The organism is Bacillus cereus group sp. BcHK124 (genome assembly GCF_027712065.1).
Lineage (GTDB): Bacteria > Bacillota > Bacilli > Bacillales > Bacillaceae_G > Bacillus_A > Bacillus_A pacificus.
Window position 1 is genome coordinate 160,189 of the sequence record NZ_JAQFPJ010000005.1, and the last position, 19,851, is coordinate 180,039.

Sequence of the window (19,851 nt, forward strand, 5' to 3'; positions counted from 1 at the left end):
TTCTTACTTATAGTATCGTTCCTGCTTTTTCAGCACCTAACATTTCAATAATTTGATTATTATCGTCTAATACTGCAATTTTCGGCTCTTGTTTATGAATATTTTCTTCTGCCACTAGACCGTAGCAAATAATAATAACTTTATCTCCTGGTTGTACAAGCCTTGCAGCTGCACCATTCAAACAAACAACACCGCTACCACGTTCTCCTTTAATAACATATGTCTCTAAGCGAGCACCATTATTATTATTTACAATTTGGACTTTTTCGTTTTCTACAATATTTACTGCATCCATTAAATCTTCATCAATTGTAATACTACCTACATAATTTAAATTTGCTTCTGTTACTGTTGCGCGATGTAACTTCGCTCTCATCATTGTGCGAAACATAGATGCTCCCCCTTATTTAACCGTTAATGTTATATTGTCAATTAATCGTACATTGTCAAATTTAACTGCAATTGCTAAAATGATTCGTCCTTCAATTTTATCCACTACTTGTAGTGAAGGATACGTATATAAATCAGCATAATCTACAGTGCCTTTCGTATACGTCTCAATATACTCTTTCACAAGAGCTGTAATGATTTCTGCATTACGTTCTCCTGCCTCAATTCTTTCTTTCGCTATACATAGACTGCGGTATAAATGAGGAGCCTCTTCACGCTCTTCTTGTGATAAATACACGTTACGAGAACTTTTCGCTAATCCATCTTCTTCCCTTACAATATCCACCGGTACGATTGTAACCGGAATATTAAAATCAGCGACAAATCCTTCAATGACAGCAACTTGCTGTGCATCTTTCATACCGAAATAAGCACGTGTTGGCAATGTAATATTAAATAGTTTCATTAGTACAGTCGCAACACCAGCGAAATGACCAGGTCTTTGTTTTCCGCATAACACATCGGTACGCTTCACAACTTCTACTGTTGTCGTTTGTTCTGCTGGATACATTTCTTCTACGCTCGGATAAAATAAATAATCTACACCGTTTTCTTTTGCTACATTTTCATCTCTATCAATATCACGAGGGTATCGATCTAAATCTTCATTTGGTCCAAACTGTAGCGGATTAACAAATACGCTTAAAACTACAATTTCATTTTCTTCTCTTGCCTTACGTAATAAAGTCGCATGACCTTCATGTAAATAACCCATCGTTGGGACAAAACCAATACTTTTTCCACTTGCACGTAGTTCGTTTGTAATTTGCTGCATCTCTTGCACTGTAGTTATGATTTTCATTATTGTTTTCCTCCGTATAACGCTAAACATTCTTCCTCTTTCATTGTGAATGAATGTTTTTCTTCCGGAAATTGACCTGTCTTTACTTCAGTTACGTATTGTGAAATCCCTCGCACAATCTCCTCTTGAACAGACGTATATTGCTTCACAAATTTCGGAACACGATTTACGCCATATGAGATAAGATCATGATAAACGAGTACTTGCCCATCCACTTTTTGTCCTGCTCCAATTCCAATCGTTGGAATTGTTAGTTGCTTCGAAATGAATTCTGCTAGCTGCATTGGCACACATTCTAATACAAGTGCTATCGCACCAGCTTCCTCACATCTCTTCGCATCTTCTATTAATTTTTTTGCACTTTCAGCATCTTTTCCTTGTACTTTATAGCCACCTAACACTCCTACAGATTGAGGAGTTAAGCCTAAGTGTGCCACGACAGGAATTCCCGCACTCGTCAAGTAATGAATAGTTGATATCACTTCTCCTGCACCTTCTACCTTCAGTGCATGAGCACCACTCTCTTGAACGATGCGGCGTGCATTCACCATCGTATCTTGAGGCGACACATGATACGACATAAATGGCATATCAGTTACAATAAACGTCTGTTTCGCTCCCCGGCGTACAGCTTTCGTATGATGAATCATATCCTCTACTGTTACAGGTACTGTTGAATCATAGCCGAGCACAACCATCCCAAGGGAATCTCCAACTAGAATCATATCAACTTCCGCTTCTTCTGCTAGCTTAGCAGATGGATAATCATACGCCGTTAGCATTGTAATCGGCTCACCTTGCTCTTTCATTTTCAAAAAATCTGTTTTTGTTTTCAAAAACTACTCCTCCTTTATATAGGAGAGAGGAGATGGCCGAAATCATATAAAAAACCCCTCTGGCCATAAAAGGGCAGAAGGGTTGTGTGTTAGTCGGCATTATTCATCCCTCTGTCCCAGTCCGTTATTGGATCAAGGCAGAATCCAAGTTATTATTTTTCGTATTGCATCGAATCATGGTGCAGTTCGCTCTGATACTGCCCACATTCGAACTAATTATAGCAAACTCTAAAAAGGAATTACTACATTTTTTTGAAAAAATAATTTTTATCCTTATTACGGTATGTGAAATTTTTAAATAACGCATGCATAGAAAGATAAACAAATTTGTTTACATACATAGTATAACTCTTAAAATAATGATGCAGGTTAATTGAGGAAACATACTTACAAAAGGAGGATTGCTAATGTCTATAAGCACATGGTTATTTCGATTCATCGGTTTTCTTGTGATGCTTGTGGGAGTAACAACTTTAAATTCCCTCAATGTATTTGCCTCAGTTAACGTCGTAACACAACCTGTTGAGTCTGCCAAAGTGATTGAAGTTGAGCTAAACGATGATTACTTTAAACCGAACGTCATCACGATTCCAATTGAAGAATCAACAACATTGCTATTGAAAAATAAAGGCAAGAGTGAGCACACCTTTACAGTAAAAAAACTCGGCATTGACGTCGTAGTCGAATCAGGAAAAGAAAAAAATATTACCGTGAAACCTAAAAATACTGGTACATATGAATTAATATGCCGGTATCACCTTCTTAAAGGAATGGAGGGAAAAGTAATCGTCAAATGACAAGTAAATACTAAAAAATTCATTATCACACCGCAAACTCATTTCAAAAATATTGAAATAAAAAAGAAGTTCCAAAAGAGGAACTTCTTTTACTTAATTTCGATATCCGCAGAATGAATGTGATGTACTTTTCCTTCATGATCTTCTAGAAGCAATACACCATCCTCTGTAATTCCTTTTGCTATCCCTGTAATTGTCTCTCTCATCGTTCGAGCGTTAATTTCTTTCCCGATGCTCACAGCGTAACTTTCCCAAAGAATTTTAATGACAGAGAAACCATTTTGTAAATACTCTTCATATAATTTTTCTAGTTGTAAAAAGATTTGTTGCATAAGCTCCGCACGAACAATTGGCTTACCAGATTCAATCGCTAAAGAAGTAGCAATATGCTGAATTTCCTCATCAAAATGTTCTTGCTTTTGATTCGCATTAATACCAATACCCATAATGACAGCATTAATTTTATCAGGATCAGCTTGCATTTCTGTTAATATACCTACAGCTTTTTTCCCCTGAATTAAAATATCATTCGGCCATTTTATTCCTACATTTACACCTGTGCACTTTTCAATTGCTTGCGCAACGCTAACAGCGGCTAACAAAGTAAGTTGTGGTGCATGATGAACCGGGATTGATGGACGTAAAATAATACTCATCCAAATTCCTGTTCCTTTTGGTGAATGCCATTTTCTGCTTAAACGACCTCTACCCGCTGTTTGTTCTTCTGCCACAACAATCGTTCCTTCTTCTGCACCTTCATAAGCAAGTTTTGCTGCAATATACTGCGTCGATTCAACAGACTCTTCAAAATACACTGTTCTACCAATATGTTTCGTTTGTAATCCTAACTGAATTTCATTCGCAGTCACTTTGTCTGGCTTACTTGCAATTCGATAGCCTAATCGACGCACAGCTTCAAGTTCATACCCCTCATTCCGAAGGTCCTCCATATGTTTCCACACAGCAGTTCTTGAGCAACCAAGTTTATCACTAATTGTTTGACCAGATACAAACTCGCCATCCGCTTCCGAAAAAACTTGCAATAACTGCTTTCTTATAGTAGATTGCATTCTTGCAGCCACTCCCTTATACACTCTTTCTCATTCACTACATTTCCTTGTACGATTGCTTCTTCAATTTTTTGAATCATTTCAGCAACCCACGGACCTGGCTTTTTACTTGCCCAGTTTAACAAATCATTCCCAGTCACATTCATCTCTTGTCGATTCTTGATTGGCAATGCTTGAAACAACGTTTGTACTCGTTTCACAGATGTATGATCATAGCTTTCAATCATCGCTTCATATACTCTTTCTGCCATTTCAGCTATATGAATTCCCGTTTTATAAAGAAGAACTGTATCCCAATCCTTCTCCTTTCTCTTACGGACTGTTAATAAAACTGCTACGATATCTTTTATTTTTTTATTTGAAAACTTCCATTGACGTAAAAAGACAGCTGGATGTTCTTCCCCGATACAATATAAGAAAAAGGCCCATGCCTCAATGTCTGTTTCAAAAGAATCCCAGTTATACTGCGTAGCTTTTAACAATCTCTCTTCTGACATCTGTAAATATGGTAGATGAGAAAATAGTTTCGTTTCTACTAATTCTTTGAGAGCCTTCACACAATATGTGCCAGTTAACAGTTTTTCAAACTCCACTGTAATTCTCTCAATTGCTATATGTTCCAGCAAATGTCCATATGTTTCAATTGCTTGTTTCGTTTTCGTCTCTAAAGAAAAACCTAACGTACTTACGAACCGAATACCACGCATCATTCGCAGGGCATCTTCTTGAAAACGATCCGCAGCATTTCCCACTGTCACAATTTCTCTCTTTTGAATCGCTTCCTGCCCAGCAAATAAATCAACCATTTCGCCTTCTTCTGTCATAGCAATTGCATTCATTGTGAAATCACGACGTTTTAAATCCTCTTCTAATGAACGAACAAATTGAACACTACTAGGTCTTCGAAAATCTTCATATTCGCTCTCTGTTCGAAACGTGGTTACCTCATAAGGTTCACCATTTTCTACTACAATTACAGTTCCATGCTCAAGACCAACAGGAACATGTCTTGGAAATATAGCCATCACTTCTTCTGGTAAAGCAGATGTCGCAATATCAATATCTCCAATCGGCCTATCGATAATAAGATCGCGTACGCTTCCGCCGACAAAGTAGGCCTCATGCCCTTGTTGCTTTAAAGTCTCAATAATAGAACTAGCTTTTTTAAATCTTTTCATTTTTGTCATCCCTTAGTACATCATAGTAAATCGTTTCATATTGTGAGACGATTTTTTCAGAGCGGAACTGCTCGTAAACACTTTCTCTTGCTCGCTCTCCCATAATACGGTGAAGTTCTTCATCCTTTAATAGCTGAATAGCTTGATTGGCCACTCCTGTTGTATCGCCAACTTCACATAAATATCCTGTATCACCATGTTGAATGACTTCTGGAATACCTCCAACCCTTGTTCCGATACAAGGTACACCACACGCCATCGCTTCTAATAAAACAAGACCAAAACTCTCTTTCTCTGATAGAAGTAACATTAAATCACTCATCGCAAGTAACTCTGCAACATTATCTTGCTTCCCTAAAAATAAGACGCGATCTTCAATATGTAAATTTTTCACCAACTGTAAAATCGTGCAAAATTCCGGTCCATCTCCAACAAGAAGCAACTTCGCATCTACTTCTGTAACAATTTTAGCAAATGCTTGCACAACATCTTGCACACGTTTCACTTTACGGAAATTTGAAATATGAATGAGTATCTTTTCACTTTCACTTATACCGTATTCTTTCTTTAATTGAGTCATATCACGCTTGAAATATACACGTTCGTCTATAAAGTTATATACCGTTTGAATGTCTTTATTTGGTTTTACAAGCTCATGCGTTTCGTTAATTAATGAATGCGAGACAGCCGTCACAACATCGGATTGCTCAATACCAAAACGAATTAAATTATTTAACGAAGGGTCGGAACCTAACACAGTAATATCTGTTCCATGCAAGGTTGTAACAATTTTAATACGCTCGCCAATCATTTGTTTTGCTAAATAAGCACAAATGGCATGTGGTATTGCGTAATGCACATGTAAAATGTCTAGGTTTTCTCTTTGTGCAACCTCTGCCATTTTACTCGCTAACGCTAAATCGTACGGTGGATATTGAAATACAGAGTATTGATTTACTGTCACTTCATGAAAGTAAATGTTTGGATACACTTTATTTAACCGGAATGGTAAACCCGATGTAATAAAATGAATTTCATGCCCGCGTTCCGCTAATTGCTTTCCTAATTCTGTTCCAACAACTCCAGAACCACCTACAGAAGGATAACATGTAATACCTATTTTTAATTTCATTTACATCCCCCTATTAAATCAGCATGTAATAAAACCGGTTTCTTACTCATAAACCCTTCGGCATATAAGACTCCAACTTCTTTTCCAAACATTTTCTCACGAGCGACTACAGTTTCAACGTAACCTTCTGTTAACGGCGTTTTCACACCATCACTCCCTGTTGAAAACTGACTTTCATACGCTTCTAGTGCTTCCACTTTTTGCGATACGTATTCACTAATATCTATACAAAAATTCGGTTTATGAAAACCATTAATCATATAATGATAAAAAGACTCCACACGATGTGGTGGAACCTCTGGCATATATTTGCGAATTCCCGCTGAAAAAATAGCTTCTTCCACAAGTTTTGCACAATTTGCATGATCTGGATGACGATCTTCATAATACGGTGCAAAAACTAGTTTTGGTTTATATGTACGAATTACCTTTACAATTTCACGTATATACTCTTCTTTCATATACAAACCACGGTCTGGCATCGCTAAATTTAGTCTCGTTTTTACTCCCATTATACGAGCTGCCGCCTTTGCTTCTTCTTTTCTTAACTCTATCGTTCCATTAGAAGAAAGATCAGCTTCTGTTAAATCACAAATACCTACTTCATACCCTTGCTTCGTATATTTAGCAATGGTACCAGCCATGCCGATTTCAACATCATCGGCATGAGCACCAAACGCTAATATATGTAATCCACTCATAATTGTTCCCCTCATTTTCTTAACTTGCGGTAATCTAAATCTCCTCGTTCTAATGCGTGCATTAACATTTCAGCACTCGCCATATTCGTTGCAAGTGGAATTGCATATACATCACATAAACGAAGCAATGCATTCACATCCGGTTCATGCGGCTGTGCTGTTAATGGATCGCGGAAGAAAATTACCATGTCTAAATCATTTTTCGCAATCATTGCACCAATTTCTTGATCGCCACCAAGAGGACCAGATTGATATCTTGTTACAACTAAACCGGTCGCTTCCATAATACGAAGCCCTGTCGTTCCTGTTGCAAATAATTCATGTTGTTCAAAAATTGGTTTATATGCGTATGCAAACGAAACCATGTCATTTTTCTTTTTGTCATGTGCGATTAAGGCAATTTTCATCCGTTGTCTCCCCTTTAGTCGATAATATTTTCTAAACCGTACACAAGATGATCTAGATTCATTACTGTCTCAATTGATAGTTTTACACCAGACATAAATGATGCACGATTGAATGAATCATGGCGAACTGTTAACATTTGTCCGTCTCCACCAAACATTACTTCTTGGTGTGCAATAAGTCCTGGTAAACGTACACTATGAATGTGAATGCCGTCTACGTTTGCACCACGAGCTCCTTTTAGTTGCTCTACTTCATTTGGATGACCTTGCTGCTTAGATTCACGATTTTGACGAATCAATTCTACTGTTTTTACCGCAGTACCAGATGGTGCATCTAACTTTTGATCATGATGCAATTCAATTACTTCAACATCTTGGAAGTACTTCGCTGCCATTTGTGAGAATTTCATCATAAGAACTGCACCAATTGCAAAGTTTGGAGCGATAATTGTTCCTACTGCTTTTTCTTTTGCAGTCTCGGTTAATTGTTTTAGCTCTTCTTCTGTAAATCCAGTTGTACCAATAACAGAACGAAGTCCACGCTCAACTGCTAGTGTAACGTGTTGTTTTCCAACTTCTGGCGTTGTTAAATCTAACAACACATCTGCTTCTACTTCCTCTAAACAAGTATGTAAATCCGCGTAAATAGGTGTATCTAACGCTGGCATTCCAGGTAAATCAGAGATTTTCTCTCCACCATGCTTATAATCCACTGCTGCTACTAAATTAAAATGTTCCGTTCTTTCCATAAGAAGAACTGCTTCATGTCCCATACGTCCTCTTGGTCCAGCGATAATTACTTTAATTTCTTTCATTATTCTTTCTCTCCCTCATCAATACGTGTCCAGCGATCTTTATCGCGAGTATTAAATTTATTCATTACAATGTTATGTGCTGTTTCTAAATCAATATTTAAACTATTTGCCATACAAATCATAACAAATAATACATCTCCAAGCTCTTCTTCAATACTACGTTCTGTTTCAGTTGTTTTCTTCGGTTTCTCACCATAATAATGATTAACCTCTCTTGCAAGCTCCCCCATTTCTTCCGTTAAACGAGCCATCATTGCAAGTGGACTGAAATAACCTTCTTTAAACTGACCAATATATGCATCTACTTCTTTCTGCATATCCTTCATCGTTTTCGCTTCCATACAATTCACCTCTAATCCTTCCTCTTTCATGTTAGCCAATTCATCGCGATTTGACAAATATTATTCCCCGCCAAACACCTATTTGCGACCCTTTTTGGGAAAGATTATAATAAAGTGAAACTTTCTTTTGCATTTTTGGCAAAAGATCAACCTAAACCAATCGGGTTCCAACGACTGGTTTTCCCTGCTTCCTTGCTTTATTCCCTACCAGCCGTTGGAACGGGGTAAAGTGAAACTTCTTTTGCGTTTTTACAGCCTTCACTATTTTCACTAGCAACTAGAAATTACTTATCATTATGTTTTACCGTTTCAGCGGAGCAATGCCATTTACATAATTAGGGGGATTTCTATATGACATCAAATTTGAAGATTCGAAATATCATTTTCATTTTAATCGGTTCCGCTATTTTTTCTTTCGGTATTGTGAATATCAATATTGAAAATCACCTTGCAGAAGGTGGATTTACCGGTATTACACTATTATTGTATTTTCTATTTAAGTTTGACCCTTCTTATTCAAACTTACTTTTAAATATCCCTATATTTTTTATTGGTTGGAAATTACTTGGAAGAACGACATTTATATATACACTAATCGGCACCTTTAGCGTATCTTTATTTCTATGGATTTTTCAGCGTTACGAAGTTCTCAACTTACATGTAAACTTACAAAACGATATGACACTTGCTGCTTTATTCGCCGGAGCATTTATTGGTATCGGTCTTGGGATTATATTTAAATACGGCGGAACTACTGGCGGTGTAGATATTATCGCGAGACTCGCTCATAAATATGTTGGCTGGAGTATGGGGAAAACGATGTTTATGTTTGATGCTATCGTCATTATCGTCTCTATCCTTACCTATTTATCATATCGCGAGGGTATGTATACGTTAGTTGCTGTTTTTATCGGAGCGAAAGTGATTGATTTTATGCAAGAAGGAGCCTATGCAGCAAAAGGAGCAACGATTATCTCAGATAAAAACGATGAAATTGCTGCCAAAATTTTATCTGAGATGGAGCGCGGAGCAACCTTTTTAAAAGCTGTTGGGTCGTATACAAAAGTGGAACGGAACGTATTGTATTGCGTTGTTGCTAAAAATGAAATCGTGAAACTAAAAAACATTATTACTTCTGTAGATCCTCACGCCTTTGTTGCTGTAAGTGACGTACACGATGTAGTTGGTGAAGGTTTTACATTGGATGAAAATAAAAATCCGTTACATACGTAAACACAACTAGAAAAGCTTTTTAGCTTTTCTAGTTTTTTATTACATATCGCTTAAGTTTCTCTAAATCCTCATAAATAAGCTCCAATAAACTTCGATTATAAAAAATGGAAGCAGGGTGGAATGTCGGAAAAATATGATATTCTTTCTCTGACCATGTAAACTCTGCACTTTGCATATCCTTTAATTTTTGAATGGGCTGTTTGAATAATTGTCCGTGTACGTCTGTGATTTTTTTATCTTTTCCTGTTAAACGTTGAAGACCGATATTGCCAAGCGTGACGATAAGCTTCGGATTTATTTTCTCTAATTCATAATCTAACAAAGGCGCATGGGCAACTATTTCTCCTTGTTTTGGCGTTCTATTATACTTTTTTTGTATGATTTCACCATTTCGTTCTTTTTTCTCTCGCCATTTATAAGGTCTACTCCGAACAGCGCTCGTAATATATACTTCATCCCTTGTAACGTGAATACGTTCTAAAAAACCCATTAATTGTTTTCCTGCCCTCCCGCTAAACGGAATCCCATTATGTATTTCTGTTTCACCAGGCGCTTCTCCTAACAACATAAATTTAGGATTTTCAGGACCTTGTCCACTTAAAAAACCTTCTAATTGATAAGGAGCACTACGCTCTTTCACTTGTTTTACTAAATGGTCTGGATATTTCATTTCCCCCACCACCTTTCCGCATTACTTCTATTATTGCTACTTGCCATATATTATATAATTCAATTCATAAAACAAAAAAGACTATCATAATTGATAGTCTTTAGTCGTCGCTACGCTGCATACCAGTATAAATCAATACGAGACGTAATAATTCAAATACCGCTACAGCTGCAGCTGCTACATATGTTAATGCTGCCGCATTTAATACTTTACGAGCTTGCCCATATTCATCAGTTGATACGATACCTAACGCTTCAATTTGTTGCATTGCACGCTTGGATGCATCAAATTCAACTGGTAATGTAACAAGTTGGAACACAACACCTGCTGCCATTAAAATGATACCTAATAACAACAAACCAGACATTTGTGCAAATATACCGATTAGGACGAAAATCCAAGACATATTCGAACCAAAGTTTGCAACTGGCACTAACGAATGACGAACGCGCATAAAGTTATAATCTTTTGCATCTTGAATTGCGTGTCCTACTTCGTGTGCTGCAACTGCTGTACCAGCAACTGAATGACCGTAATAGTTATCTGTTGATAATCGAACTGTTTTTGCAGTTGGATCATAATGGTCTGATAAGTGACCTGGTGTTTCTTCAACGGCTACGTTGTATAATCCATTCTCATCTAAAATTTTCCGAGCCACTTCTGCTCCTGTCATACCTGATGTTGAGTAAACTTGTGAATACTTGCTATAGGCACTACGTACTTTTGACTGTGCGTACAACGGTATGATCAAAATGATCGCGAAGTAAATTAAATAAAACATCATGAACCTCCATTGAAGTTTTAATTATAGTACTTCTCATTCTATTTTCTTCTGCCACCATTGTCAATGAATAAACCTTACAATCCGTATCTTTATTTATTACATTATCTATTCTTAGAATGTACATTACTTTTTCTTTTTTCTCTCTCCCCTTTATACTTTCTCCATCCAACATAAGTTAATGTGAATAAAATAAGACCTCCAGTAATTGTCATAAACCAAATGAGAGAGGGTGCAATTTCGTCTTTTTTTACTGTATGAAATATCTTTTGTAAATCCCCTTTAATGATTCCTACTTGCATTTGCCCACCTTTCGTTTTTAACATAACGTTACGGAATTCATCCAAATAAGATAAATGGGCATTTACACGCTGCACTTCGTTTTCTGGCAGAGCTATCATTAAGCTTGGATAAATAATATTAAATTCATGTAAAAATGTGTTTAACGTTTGTTGAAACTGTCCCGTATCTTCTTTTGTCATCGCTTTTTCCATTTGAGAAAAGGCATCCATTACTTTTCCTTCTCTTTCCATCCAAAGTGGTTGGTACTTCGATACTTGTGCATCAACAGCGAGCTGCAGTGCTAGCACATTATCAATTTTAACTTGTTTACTTACCTCTTCTTCCGCGAGAGATTGTTTCGCTTTGTCGTAAGCTAAAGAAATAACTCTAACTTGATCTGGCGTTACTTCTTGCTTCTTTTCATTCCCCTTTATGACAAACTGCTCCGAGAAATGTTGTAATACTTGTACTGCTTTTTCATCTTCATTACGCTTCACTAATTGTAATGAGTCATCCAACAAGCCTGTTAGTTCACTCCACTCTTCAGCATATATACGTAACGGAAACATTATAATTAGAAATGCTATCAATCCAACTAATGTTCTCTTCATCACGGTCCCCCCTATAACTACTAGTACAAAATATGTTAATTTGGACAAGAATAGAACAGAACTGGACGGAAAAATATATTATCGTTTTACAAACAAAAAAATTCTCTTTAGATAGAGAATTTTTCTTTTGAAATCCTTTTCTTTTTTACAAAATATTTATACAAGCTATAACAAATTATGCTACCACATAAAATAAATAATAAAATAGCACACGCTGCATGCATAAAGAACTCTTCTGGTAACATTAATATAATCGGATCCGTTTCAATATCAAACATCCAATAATCATTACTGAATAAAAGCTTATGGAATAATACAAAACTCTTTTCAAAATTAATAGCGATTGGTAACACAAGCGCAATCGGAAAGATAATTGTTACAATCGATCCATGCAGTAAAAACTTTTCATTTTTCTTTTTTAATAAATACATGCCGCCTACTATTGCAATCATAATTGTCGCATACATTACATATTGTATCTTTACTAAAATATTTTTAACATCTACAAAATGAATACGACCATTTGTAGACATATCTAATGTGGGCAACTGTAATGCACCGTCATAAAACGGAGATAAATATGTGATAAGCACATCATAATTTCTTTTAATATCATCCTTCGTCATATCTGCTAAATCTGGAATGTTTAAAAAATCAATTTCAAAATAATATAGCCATTTTCCGTATACAACCGCCGTTGTTGCGAGTGCAAATATAGAAAATGCTATGCTATATGAAACAATTATCGTAATCAATCGATCCAATATTTTTGTACCACTCGTATTTTTCTTCATTTTCTCCCCCTAATGTTCTAACGATTATAAAGAAAACTGTTTTCGATTCTCACGTAAGCAATAATAATATGTCATACAAAGCACAGCAATGCTTAACCAGAACGTAAAATAACCAATTTCCCCTACAAACAAATGCATAATTCCGTATCTCGGCATTTGCCAAAACAAATAATCAATTGCATCGTTATGTAATGTCCATATAGCTGCTACTGCAAAATGCCATTTTTTTATACGGTAAAACGGTGCATATAGCACTGCTTGTACTGCCATCGCAAAATGTGAAAGCATTAACATATACCCGATAAAGCCAATAGGACCTTTTACATAGATCATAATCCCATTTACAACAACAGCCCATATTCCATATTTTATTAAAGTAACAATCGCTAGCGCCTCTATTAATCCCCAATTTCTTTTTATTAAAAAAGCAATTAAAACAAAGACAAAAAAGAGACTTGCCATAGGACTATCAGGTACAAACGGCCAAAATATAGGTGAAGTTTCTTTTAATTGATTTCCATACCATATAAATCCGTATATTGTACCTAATATGTTAACAACTAATAAAAATAATAATACGGAGCGTTGTCTTAACATTGCATACAAATAAACCAAGTTGTATGTCCAACACCTTTCATTCTTTCATCAAACTCTACTCTATTATATAGTAAACTTTCTATCATCAAAATAAAAAGCTGACTACAAATTTTGTAGTCAGCTTTTTATTATTTTTTATTATACTTTGCAACGAATTCCGAAAGCTTCTTCAGCTCCTCATCTGTACCTTTAAATACACCTTTAGGCATGGAACCTTTTCCCTCTTTCGCAATTTTAGCAATTTCTTCTGGCTTCAAAGTTAAATTTTGCAGTGCCGGTGCTGCTGCCCCGCCCTGTAAATTGTCACCGTGACATGTTAAACAAGTATTTTTTTGCATTAATTTATAACCGTCATCATTTTTATCAACTGGTGCTGTTTTTACAATTGCTCCTTGTTTTTTTGCAGCTTCCCAGTCGTGGTGTGCTACAGATTCCCAAGTTAAAAAGATAATCGATGCAATTGCTAAAAGCATAAATCCCGTTGCTACAGGACGCTTCAATGGGCGTCTTTCTGGGCCTCGATCAAGAAATGGAGCTAACAGTAATGCGCCAAACGCAATCCCTGGCATAATGAACGCTCCAATTACAGTAAATGAGCCAGAAGCATAAGAATACTTTAATAACTGATACAAGAATAAGAAATACCAATCTGGAAGTGGTATATACCCAGCATCAGTTGGATCCGCCATTCTTTCAAGCGGTGACGGATGCGCCACTGTTAAACATAAATAACCGATTAAAAAAACTGCACCAACCATCCATTCTTTTAACAAGAAGTTCGGCCAAAATGCTTCTGTTTTCCCTGGGTATTCCGAATAGTCTTTTGGAATGTTTGGTTTCCGAGCTACTGGTACCCGAGAATCTCCTACAAACTTCATCCCTTTGCCGCGATGCATAATCTCCCTCCTTTAGTTCTTTCCCCTTTAATTTAGCAATCTCTTATAGTGGACCGGAAATACCTTGTTTGCGAATCATGATGAAGTGGAAGGCCATTAAACCTAGAAGTGCTGCTGGTAAGAAGAAGACGTGAATAGCAAAGAAGCGAGTTAATGTTTGAGCGCCAACAATTTCGGAATGACCAGCGAGTAATGTTTTAATGTAAGGACCAATGAGCGGCGTTTGCTCTGCAATTTGAATCCCTACTTTCGTAGCAAATAACGCTTTCATATCCCACGGTAATAAATATCCGGTAAAACCAAGACCTAACATAACAAAGAAAATAAGAACACCAACAATCCAGTTTAGCTCACGAGGCTTTTTATACGCACCCTGGAAGAAAACTCTAAGTGTATGTAAAAACATCATTACAATTACGAGACTAGCACCCCAGTGGTGCATACCACGAACAATTTGCCCATATGCAACTTCATTTTGCAAATAATAAACCGATTCCCAAGCATTTTTAATATCAGGCACATAATACATCGTCAAAAACATTCCAGATAAAATTTGAATTACAGTAACGAAAAAGGTAAGTCCGCCAAAGCAATAAACGAATGCAGAAAAGTGATGTGCCGGGTTTACATGTTCAGGTACTTCATGATCAGCGATATCACGCCATATTGGTGTAATATCTAACCTTTCATCTACCCAATCATAAATTTTATTTAGCATCTACTTTGCACCCCCTCTTGGCTTCGCTTTTCCTAGATACAACGTTCCATCTTTCACTTTAGATTCGTATACATCAAGTGGAGCAAGGGGCGGCGTGCCTTTAATGTTAATTCCGTCTTTTGTGTAACGGCCCCCGTGACATGGACAAAAGAATTGATTCGGATGTGCTTTGTCCGAATTCCAGTTAACTGTACATCCTAAATGTTTACATACTGGAGAGAACGCAACAATGTCTCCGCTTTCATCTTTATGAACCCAAGCTGATTTTGGCTCTTCGGACTTGTACCAACCATCAACCTGCTTCACCTTAAAGTCGAAACGTTTCGGCTCTGTTGTAATATCCTTTACTTGTGCAACAGCAACCATATCCGTTCCCGCTTCTTTTCTTAACACCGGATCAAGCGCAAATCGCGTCATCGGCATTAAAATACCCGCTGCCATAAAGCCTCCTACCCCTGTAAGGGTGTAATTTAAAAACTGTCTTCTTGACACACGATGTTCTTTCTCGCTCACGAAAATTTCCCCCCTCTATCAGAAATTGTCCCCTCGTGATAAATTATATAAAAAATAAAAACTAGGACACTATCATGATATAATACGCTCATGCACAGGTCAATATCATACTACTCATAATAATAAGAACTTTCTGTTTATTATTGTTTTCCCCATTTTTCTTCTAACATTACCATTATATTTTTTATATGTGCATGAATCACTTCTCTTTTCGCTTGATCACTAAATTGTTCTAACGCTAATGAAGGAAACCAAAATAAATCTCCCTGCAATTCTTGCATATCTTCTTTCCATGAAAAATCACTTGTAACATAAGCAATATGCTTAAAACCTTGCTTTCTCAAATGATTTGTCCATTCTTGCAAACGGCCTTTTTCGTTTTTTTGACTTTCTACTAGATACGTAAATGCAGGTAGTAAAAGCACTCTTCCTTTATATTCTCTTTCTAGCTCCATACTCAACAATTCGATAAATTCGCCTTGTTCTACTACCGTTTTCATTTCTTTTGCTGCTGAAATTGATAAAAGTGGTATAACACCCGTATCTACATATTCTCTTGCTTGCTCAAACTGCTCCACATCTTTTACAATCCATTTCAAATTTCTTCCCTCCCTCACCTGGAAATGACAGAACTTTCACTTTATATATATTAAACCATACTAAAAGAGGTAAAAAAAGAAAAACTACCTATATTAAGGTAGTTTTTCTTAAAAAGTCTGAAATTTGTAAAATTTTATGAATCCAAATGAATTTTATAACATCTTTAACTCCGCTGTTAACCTATGAAACGCTTCCTTATCTTGCTTATCCAGCGCTTCATCAATTTGCTTTAGAAGACGTTCTCTTCTAAAAGAAAATACACTTTCTTCTAAAAACCTTTCTGCAAGTAAACGATCTTTTTCATTTACTTCAATGTGCTTTGGTAAATACGGGTTTTCTTCTAATACAGCTACATAGTTGGCATTTTGAAACGATGATTTAAAATTGAGTTGAATATAAATATCCTCATCTCGATTTAAACGAATATCATGAAACGATTTTTCAGCATCTGTTGTCATAACATTTTGTTTAAAAAAGTGAAACGGTGTATCTTTTACACAATTCGCGGACATTACTAAGCCACGCGGACAATATTTTGCATGCTCTACGAAGTGGACTTTATGCATCAATTGGTCGTGACTCATTAAATAATTCAAAATCCATACACATTCACGCTGTTTCAGTTGGTAATTATTCAAAAACCATTTTACAAAATCCTTCTTCTCGTTTACAGAAACAGGGGTATTCATAGCAATTAAGTCCCTCCTCTGTCTTTCTCTTTTCTTTTTAGATTCAAGAAGCGGCATTCAGTTTCCTTCCAACTTATGAAAAATCCTCTAAATTATATAACAATTCTTCAATATGAATTTGTGTCGGGTCTAGTTGTATTAACTGAGTAAATACTTCTTTCGCCTCTTTTCGCATACCTTCTTCCAATAAGAAATAACCGTACTCTTCCAAGAAGTCTGGATGATTCTTAAAAGAAGTATATGCACTTTCATAGTGTTTTAATGCATCCGAATACATTTCTAATTGTTTTTTTGCAAATGCAAGATCCCAAAGTAGTTGTGTATCTGGTTCTCCGCTATCAATTGCACACTCTACAACAGCGATTAACTCTTCATATTTTTCTTGTTCCTTTAAGATGTACGCATATTTTAATGTTGCACCTAAATGTCCTGGATCTAACTCAAGCGCTTTTTGAAGTACTTCCTCTGCTTCCGCAATTTTCCCTAATTTCGCTGCAATGTTTGCTAATTCTACATAAAATGGTACAGAAAGCTCATCTACTTTAATTCCTTCATGAAGTGTTTCATAGCTTTCTTGAAGCATCCCTTCTTTTTCATAGCTTTTCGCTAAATACATGTAAAGCGATGCATACTCAGGATCTAATTCTTTCAGTTCTTGCCAAGCACCAATTGCTCGTTGGTATTCTTCACCTTGGTATAACGTGAAGGCATATCCAAATAATGAGTGAATATCTTTTTGTTCCTCTAAACCTGCTTCGTAGTAAGAAATCGCCTCTTCCCAATTTCCAATCGCGCTTAACGTTTCTCCAAGGCGTAGCGCAATGACAACACCACCCATTACTTTATGTTCCGCTAATAGCGACTCATAATAAGTGATTGCCTTTTGTTCTTCACCTTTACTACTATATAACTCTGCTAATCCAAACGTAATGACAGGCTCGTCAGGCATCATTTCTTTCGCCTTTAATAGTTTTTGTTCTGCTACATCATCGAAACCTTGCATTTGGAATAAATCCGCAACAAGTAATAACGATTGAACATATAAATCATCATTTTCTGGAATATCATGAAGCACCTCAATCGCTTCATCTTCTTTGTCTAGATCAATATATAATTCTGCTAAAAATACAGTGAATTCACTTTCCTCTGGATACAATAAACGTAAGTCTTCTGTAATAGCTAACGCTTCATCCGTAAATCCAAGTGTATGATAATAGCGAGCGATATCATACTTCTCTTCATCATTCGCGATTTTTAATTGTTCTTTTAATAATTGTAATCCTTTTTCCGCTTCACCATTTTCAATATATGAAACAGCTTGTTCAAACTTTTGCATAAACGTCTCCTTTAATTCTAAAAAATATTCTTTTCTGTTCATTTACCCCGCTATTAACGGGCAGTAAGACCCCACCTCAAAATTCAGCTAAGGCAAAGAAGTTAGTTTTTGGGTCAACTGCCCGTAAAAGCCCGATTGGTTCAACTAATAATCAGCGGGGGATAAACATCCCCTACTAATTAAAGTTTCACTTTATCATAAGCAACTAGGTGTAAGAACGCAACCTTTAGAATGAGCATACTTCTTCTTGTACTTTCACTGATAACGATTCAAATATGACACCGATACCGCATTACTACTTTCTATTGTACCGTTTTCTTTTATGACCGTGCAAATAACTCCCCTTATTAATTATTAGCCCGCACGAACTCTTTACAGTTCTTCTTTATTTAAATAAAAAAAGACTCCTATATTAGGAGCCTTTACAAACTCTTAAGAGTATGTTTCTTCTTTCTTTACTTGCTCGTTTACAAGCTCTTTCAACAGTTCTATAATTTCATCATTTTCTTCTTTCAAACCGACAGTAATACGAATGCCATCATGTATACCAAATGCAGCACCAGAACGAACGATATAGCCTTTCTTCATTAATCGTTCGAAAGCCTCATTACCAGGAATACCGAGCTTTAAGAAAATGAAATTTGTTTGAGATGGATAATAGAATACGTTATATTCCTTACAAAATGCGTAATACTGATGTAAACCTTCTTCATTCTTTTTCACACATTCTTGTAAAAATGCTTGATCTTCTAAAGCAGCGAGTGCTACAGATTGCGCTACAGTCGATGTATTAAATGGTAACCTTGCTACTTCTAATTGCCCAATTAACTGCTCATTACCAACCGCATACCCAATACGGAAAGCGGCTAAACCGTATGCTTTTGAAAACGTGCGTAAAATCATAAGATTTCCATACTTTTCAAGAAGTGGCAACGTTTGCGGATAGTCTTCCGCCCCCGCATATTCATAATATGCCTCGTCCATAATAACGAGCGCTGACTTAGGAACTGATTCTAAAAATGAAAGTAATTTTTGTTTCTCTACATATGTACCTGTCGGATTATTCGGATTACAAATCCATACGATCTTCGTTTTATCATCTACTTGCTCTAGCATCGCATCTAAATCATGAATGCCATCTTTAAGTGGTACTTCACGAACTTCTGCTCCTTCAATAACAGCATGGTGATGGTATTGCGAGAATGTCGGATTCGCCATTACAACATTTGTTCCTTCGTGTAGTAATGCACGGCTAATCATTTGAATGACTTCATCTAATCCACTACCAAATAGTAGTTGTTCTGCTTTTACACCTAAATGTTCCGCTACTTTTGTCCGAAGTTCAAAGGCATATCCATCTGGATAAAGGGCATATTGGCTCGCTAAAGAAGTTAATGCTTCTGTTACACGCGCTGAGCAACCGAATGGATTTTCGTTCGATGCTAATTTCACAATTTTTGATAATCCATATTCCCTTTTTACTTCTTCAATATTTTTCCCAGGCACATACGCTCTCAAAGTTAACAATTGTTCTTTTACTCTCATTTTTCTTCCCCCAGTCGTTTTATTCAATTCGATTACAATACGGTTATACTCCCTTAC

24 protein-coding genes are annotated in these 19,851 nt (G+C 36.4%); 2 read left to right on the top strand and 22 right to left on the bottom strand.

The window, feature by feature from the left end:
• Window positions 1-7: 7 nt before the first annotated feature.
• Genes panD through panB form a run of 3 tightly spaced genes read right to left on the bottom strand, consistent with a single transcriptional unit; the run spans window position 8 to window position 2,088 of the window.
• On the bottom strand, window positions 8-391 hold the full coding sequence (gene panD / locus PDK19_RS10670; protein ID WP_000490177.1) for an aspartate 1-decarboxylase: 384 nt from the start codon (window positions 389-391) through the stop codon (window positions 8-10).
• 12 nt (window positions 392-403) lie between these two features.
• On the bottom strand, window positions 404-1,252 hold the full coding sequence (gene panC, locus PDK19_RS10675; RefSeq protein ID WP_049113578.1) for a pantoate--beta-alanine ligase: 849 nt from the start codon (window positions 1,250-1,252) through the stop codon (window positions 404-406).
• A complete protein-coding gene (panB, locus tag PDK19_RS10680; RefSeq protein WP_049113576.1) occupies window positions 1,252-2,088 on the bottom strand; it encodes a 3-methyl-2-oxobutanoate hydroxymethyltransferase in 837 nt (278 codons plus the stop codon). Before panB ends, panC begins: the two co-directional genes overlap by 1 nt.
• A gap of 407 nt (window positions 2,089-2,495) precedes the next feature.
• Between panB and PDK19_RS10685 the strand changes: the two genes are divergently transcribed.
• The gene (locus tag PDK19_RS10685; protein ID WP_048551610.1) at window positions 2,496-2,885 is read left to right on the top strand and encodes a cupredoxin domain-containing protein; all 390 of its coding nucleotides are present in this window, start codon (window positions 2,496-2,498) and stop codon (window positions 2,883-2,885) included.
• A gap of 89 nt (window positions 2,886-2,974) precedes the next feature.
• Here the strand turns inward: PDK19_RS10685 and PDK19_RS10690 are convergent, their stop codons facing one another.
• From PDK19_RS10690 to PDK19_RS10720, 7 genes are read right to left on the bottom strand one after another with little or no spacing between them, the layout of a single operon-like run.
• Window positions 2,975-3,955, bottom strand: coding sequence for a biotin--[acetyl-CoA-carboxylase] ligase (locus PDK19_RS10690; RefSeq protein ID WP_016717023.1), 981 nt, complete (start codon window positions 3,953-3,955; stop codon window positions 2,975-2,977).
• Complete coding sequence (locus PDK19_RS10695) at window positions 3,940-5,133, bottom strand: CCA tRNA nucleotidyltransferase (protein ID WP_000819498.1); 1,194 nt, start codon at window positions 5,131-5,133, stop codon at window positions 3,940-3,942. The genes PDK19_RS10690 and PDK19_RS10695 overlap by 16 nt, the downstream gene beginning before the upstream one ends.
• Window positions 5,120-6,265 carry an N-acetyl-alpha-D-glucosaminyl L-malate synthase BshA gene (gene bshA, locus PDK19_RS10700; protein ID WP_000768300.1) on the bottom strand — a complete coding sequence of 382 codons (1,146 nt, stop codon included), beginning with the start codon at window positions 6,263-6,265 and terminating at the stop codon, window positions 5,120-5,122. The genes PDK19_RS10695 and bshA overlap by 14 nt, the downstream gene beginning before the upstream one ends.
• On the bottom strand, window positions 6,262-6,966 hold the full coding sequence (gene bshB1 / locus PDK19_RS10705; protein ID WP_000015666.1) for a bacillithiol biosynthesis deacetylase BshB1: 705 nt from the start codon (window positions 6,964-6,966) through the stop codon (window positions 6,262-6,264). Before bshB1 ends, bshA begins: the two co-directional genes overlap by 4 nt.
• An 11-nt stretch (window positions 6,967-6,977) precedes the next feature.
• Window positions 6,978-7,373 carry a methylglyoxal synthase gene (gene mgsA, locus PDK19_RS10710; protein ID WP_000684765.1) on the bottom strand — a complete coding sequence of 132 codons (396 nt, stop codon included), beginning with the start codon at window positions 7,371-7,373 and terminating at the stop codon, window positions 6,978-6,980.
• A 14-nt stretch (window positions 7,374-7,387) separates the two neighbouring features.
• Complete coding sequence (dapB, locus tag PDK19_RS10715) at window positions 7,388-8,188, bottom strand: dihydrodipicolinate reductase (RefSeq protein WP_000658804.1); 801 nt, start codon at window positions 8,186-8,188, stop codon at window positions 7,388-7,390.
• Complete coding sequence (locus PDK19_RS10720) at window positions 8,188-8,529, bottom strand: nucleotide pyrophosphohydrolase (RefSeq protein ID WP_001992677.1); 342 nt, start codon at window positions 8,527-8,529, stop codon at window positions 8,188-8,190. Before PDK19_RS10720 ends, dapB begins: the two co-directional genes overlap by 1 nt.
• A 351-nt stretch (window positions 8,530-8,880) precedes the next feature.
• Here PDK19_RS10720 and PDK19_RS10725 point away from each other — a divergent pair, with 351 nt between their 5' ends.
• On the top strand, window positions 8,881-9,762 hold the full coding sequence (locus PDK19_RS10725) for a YitT family protein (RefSeq protein ID WP_049113568.1): 882 nt from the start codon (window positions 8,881-8,883) through the stop codon (window positions 9,760-9,762).
• 28 nt (window positions 9,763-9,790) lie between these two features.
• On the opposite strand, the gene PDK19_RS10730 is transcribed toward PDK19_RS10725, so the two are convergent.
• The 12 genes from PDK19_RS10730 to hisC all read right to left on the bottom strand — a co-directional run bounded on the left by PDK19_RS10730 (window position 9,791) and on the right by hisC (window position 19,794).
• Entirely contained in the window at window positions 9,791-10,432 is a 642-nt protein-coding gene (locus tag PDK19_RS10730) for a uracil-DNA glycosylase (RefSeq protein ID WP_049113566.1), read from the bottom strand.
• A gap of 100 nt (window positions 10,433-10,532) precedes the next feature.
• Window positions 10,533-11,213 (bottom strand): zinc metallopeptidase, encoded by a 681-nt coding sequence (locus PDK19_RS10735; RefSeq protein ID WP_000499537.1) that lies wholly within the window; start codon window positions 11,211-11,213, stop codon window positions 10,533-10,535.
• 104 nt (window positions 11,214-11,317) lie between these two features.
• The gene (ypjB, locus tag PDK19_RS10740; RefSeq protein WP_000831687.1) at window positions 11,318-12,106 is read right to left on the bottom strand and encodes a sporulation protein YpjB; all 789 of its coding nucleotides are present in this window, start codon (window positions 12,104-12,106) and stop codon (window positions 11,318-11,320) included.
• A 107-nt stretch (window positions 12,107-12,213) separates the two neighbouring features.
• The gene (gene lit, locus PDK19_RS10745; protein ID WP_049113561.1) at window positions 12,214-12,900 is read right to left on the bottom strand and encodes a lipoprotein intramolecular transacylase Lit; all 687 of its coding nucleotides are present in this window, start codon (window positions 12,898-12,900) and stop codon (window positions 12,214-12,216) included.
• Window positions 12,901-12,924: 24 nt separating this feature from the next.
• The gene (locus tag PDK19_RS10750) at window positions 12,925-13,515 is read right to left on the bottom strand and encodes a DUF1405 domain-containing protein (RefSeq protein ID WP_000262825.1); all 591 of its coding nucleotides are present in this window, start codon (window positions 13,513-13,515) and stop codon (window positions 12,925-12,927) included.
• A 110-nt stretch (window positions 13,516-13,625) separates the two neighbouring features.
• Complete coding sequence (gene qcrC, locus PDK19_RS10755) at window positions 13,626-14,393, bottom strand: menaquinol-cytochrome c reductase cytochrome b/c subunit (protein WP_000554603.1); 768 nt, start codon at window positions 14,391-14,393, stop codon at window positions 13,626-13,628.
• A gap of 43 nt (window positions 14,394-14,436) precedes the next feature.
• Window positions 14,437-15,111 carry a menaquinol-cytochrome c reductase cytochrome b subunit gene (gene qcrB / locus PDK19_RS10760; RefSeq protein ID WP_000932700.1) on the bottom strand — a complete coding sequence of 225 codons (675 nt, stop codon included), beginning with the start codon at window positions 15,109-15,111 and terminating at the stop codon, window positions 14,437-14,439.
• Window positions 15,112-15,624: a menaquinol-cytochrome c reductase iron-sulfur subunit gene (qcrA, locus tag PDK19_RS10765; protein ID WP_001290418.1), complete on the bottom strand. Its 513-nt coding sequence runs from the start codon at window positions 15,622-15,624 to the stop codon at window positions 15,112-15,114.
• 140 nt (window positions 15,625-15,764) lie between these two features.
• Complete coding sequence (locus PDK19_RS10770; RefSeq protein ID WP_116733345.1) at window positions 15,765-16,241, bottom strand: YpiF family protein; 477 nt, start codon at window positions 16,239-16,241, stop codon at window positions 15,765-15,767.
• Between the two features lie 135 nt (window positions 16,242-16,376).
• Window positions 16,377-16,913, bottom strand: a complete 537-nt coding sequence (locus tag PDK19_RS10775; protein WP_001095923.1) for a ReoY family proteolytic degradation factor — start codon at window positions 16,911-16,913, stop codon at window positions 16,377-16,379.
• A 73-nt stretch (window positions 16,914-16,986) separates the two neighbouring features.
• The gene (locus PDK19_RS10780; protein ID WP_270707080.1) at window positions 16,987-18,249 is read right to left on the bottom strand and encodes a tetratricopeptide repeat protein; all 1,263 of its coding nucleotides are present in this window, start codon (window positions 18,247-18,249) and stop codon (window positions 16,987-16,989) included.
• Window positions 18,250-18,681: 432 nt separating this feature from the next.
• Complete coding sequence (gene hisC, locus PDK19_RS10785) at window positions 18,682-19,794, bottom strand: histidinol-phosphate transaminase (protein ID WP_049113555.1); 1,113 nt, start codon at window positions 19,792-19,794, stop codon at window positions 18,682-18,684.
• Window positions 19,795-19,851: the final 57 nt, after the last annotated feature.

What these genes read in the sequence shown, in the direction of transcription:
- bshB1 (WP_000015666.1), bottom strand. Translation starts at nt 6,966, where the DNA reads ATGAGTGGATTACATATATTAGCGTTTGGTGCTCATGCCGATGATGTT.
- PDK19_RS10775 (WP_001095923.1), bottom strand. Translation starts at nt 16,913, where the DNA reads ATGAATACCCCTGTTTCTGTAAACGAGAAGAAGGATTTTGTAAAATGG.
- mgsA (WP_000684765.1), bottom strand. Translation starts at nt 7,373, where the DNA reads ATGAAAATTGCCTTAATCGCACATGACAAAAAGAAAAATGACATGGTT.
- PDK19_RS10780 (WP_270707080.1), bottom strand. Translation starts at nt 18,249, where the DNA reads ATGCAAAAGTTTGAACAAGCTGTTTCATATATTGAAAATGGTGAAGCG.
- PDK19_RS10720 (WP_001992677.1), bottom strand. Translation starts at nt 8,529, where the DNA reads ATGGAAGCGAAAACGATGAAGGATATGCAGAAAGAAGTAGATGCATAT.
- PDK19_RS10730 (WP_049113566.1), bottom strand. Translation starts at nt 10,432, where the DNA reads ATGAAATATCCAGACCATTTAGTAAAACAAGTGAAAGAGCGTAGTGCT.
- bshA (WP_000768300.1), bottom strand. Translation starts at nt 6,265, where the DNA reads ATGAAATTAAAAATAGGTATTACATGTTATCCTTCTGTAGGTGGTTCT.
- lit (WP_049113561.1), bottom strand. Translation starts at nt 12,900, where the DNA reads ATGAAGAAAAATACGAGTGGTACAAAAATATTGGATCGATTGATTACG.
- dapB (WP_000658804.1), bottom strand. Translation starts at nt 8,188, where the DNA reads ATGAAAGAAATTAAAGTAATTATCGCTGGACCAAGAGGACGTATGGGA.
- PDK19_RS10685 (WP_048551610.1), top strand. Translation starts at nt 2,496, where the DNA reads ATGTCTATAAGCACATGGTTATTTCGATTCATCGGTTTTCTTGTGATG.
- PDK19_RS10695 (WP_000819498.1), bottom strand. Translation starts at nt 5,133, where the DNA reads ATGAAAAGATTTAAAAAAGCTAGTTCTATTATTGAGACTTTAAAGCAA.
- hisC (WP_049113555.1), bottom strand. Translation starts at nt 19,794, where the DNA reads ATGAGAGTAAAAGAACAATTGTTAACTTTGAGAGCGTATGTGCCTGGG.
- PDK19_RS10735 (WP_000499537.1), bottom strand. Translation starts at nt 11,213, where the DNA reads ATGTTTTATTTAATTTACTTCGCGATCATTTTGATCATACCGTTGTAC.
- panC (WP_049113578.1), bottom strand. Translation starts at nt 1,252, where the DNA reads ATGAAAATCATAACTACAGTGCAAGAGATGCAGCAAATTACAAACGAA.
- ypjB (WP_000831687.1), bottom strand. Translation starts at nt 12,106, where the DNA reads ATGAAGAGAACATTAGTTGGATTGATAGCATTTCTAATTATAATGTTT.
- qcrC (WP_000554603.1), bottom strand. Translation starts at nt 14,393, where the DNA reads ATGCATCGCGGCAAAGGGATGAAGTTTGTAGGAGATTCTCGGGTACCA.
- PDK19_RS10690 (WP_016717023.1), bottom strand. Translation starts at nt 3,955, where the DNA reads ATGCAATCTACTATAAGAAAGCAGTTATTGCAAGTTTTTTCGGAAGCG.
- PDK19_RS10725 (WP_049113568.1), top strand. Translation starts at nt 8,881, where the DNA reads ATGACATCAAATTTGAAGATTCGAAATATCATTTTCATTTTAATCGGT.
- panD (WP_000490177.1), bottom strand. Translation starts at nt 391, where the DNA reads ATGTTTCGCACAATGATGAGAGCGAAGTTACATCGCGCAACAGTAACA.
- qcrB (WP_000932700.1), bottom strand. Translation starts at nt 15,111, where the DNA reads ATGCTAAATAAAATTTATGATTGGGTAGATGAAAGGTTAGATATTACA.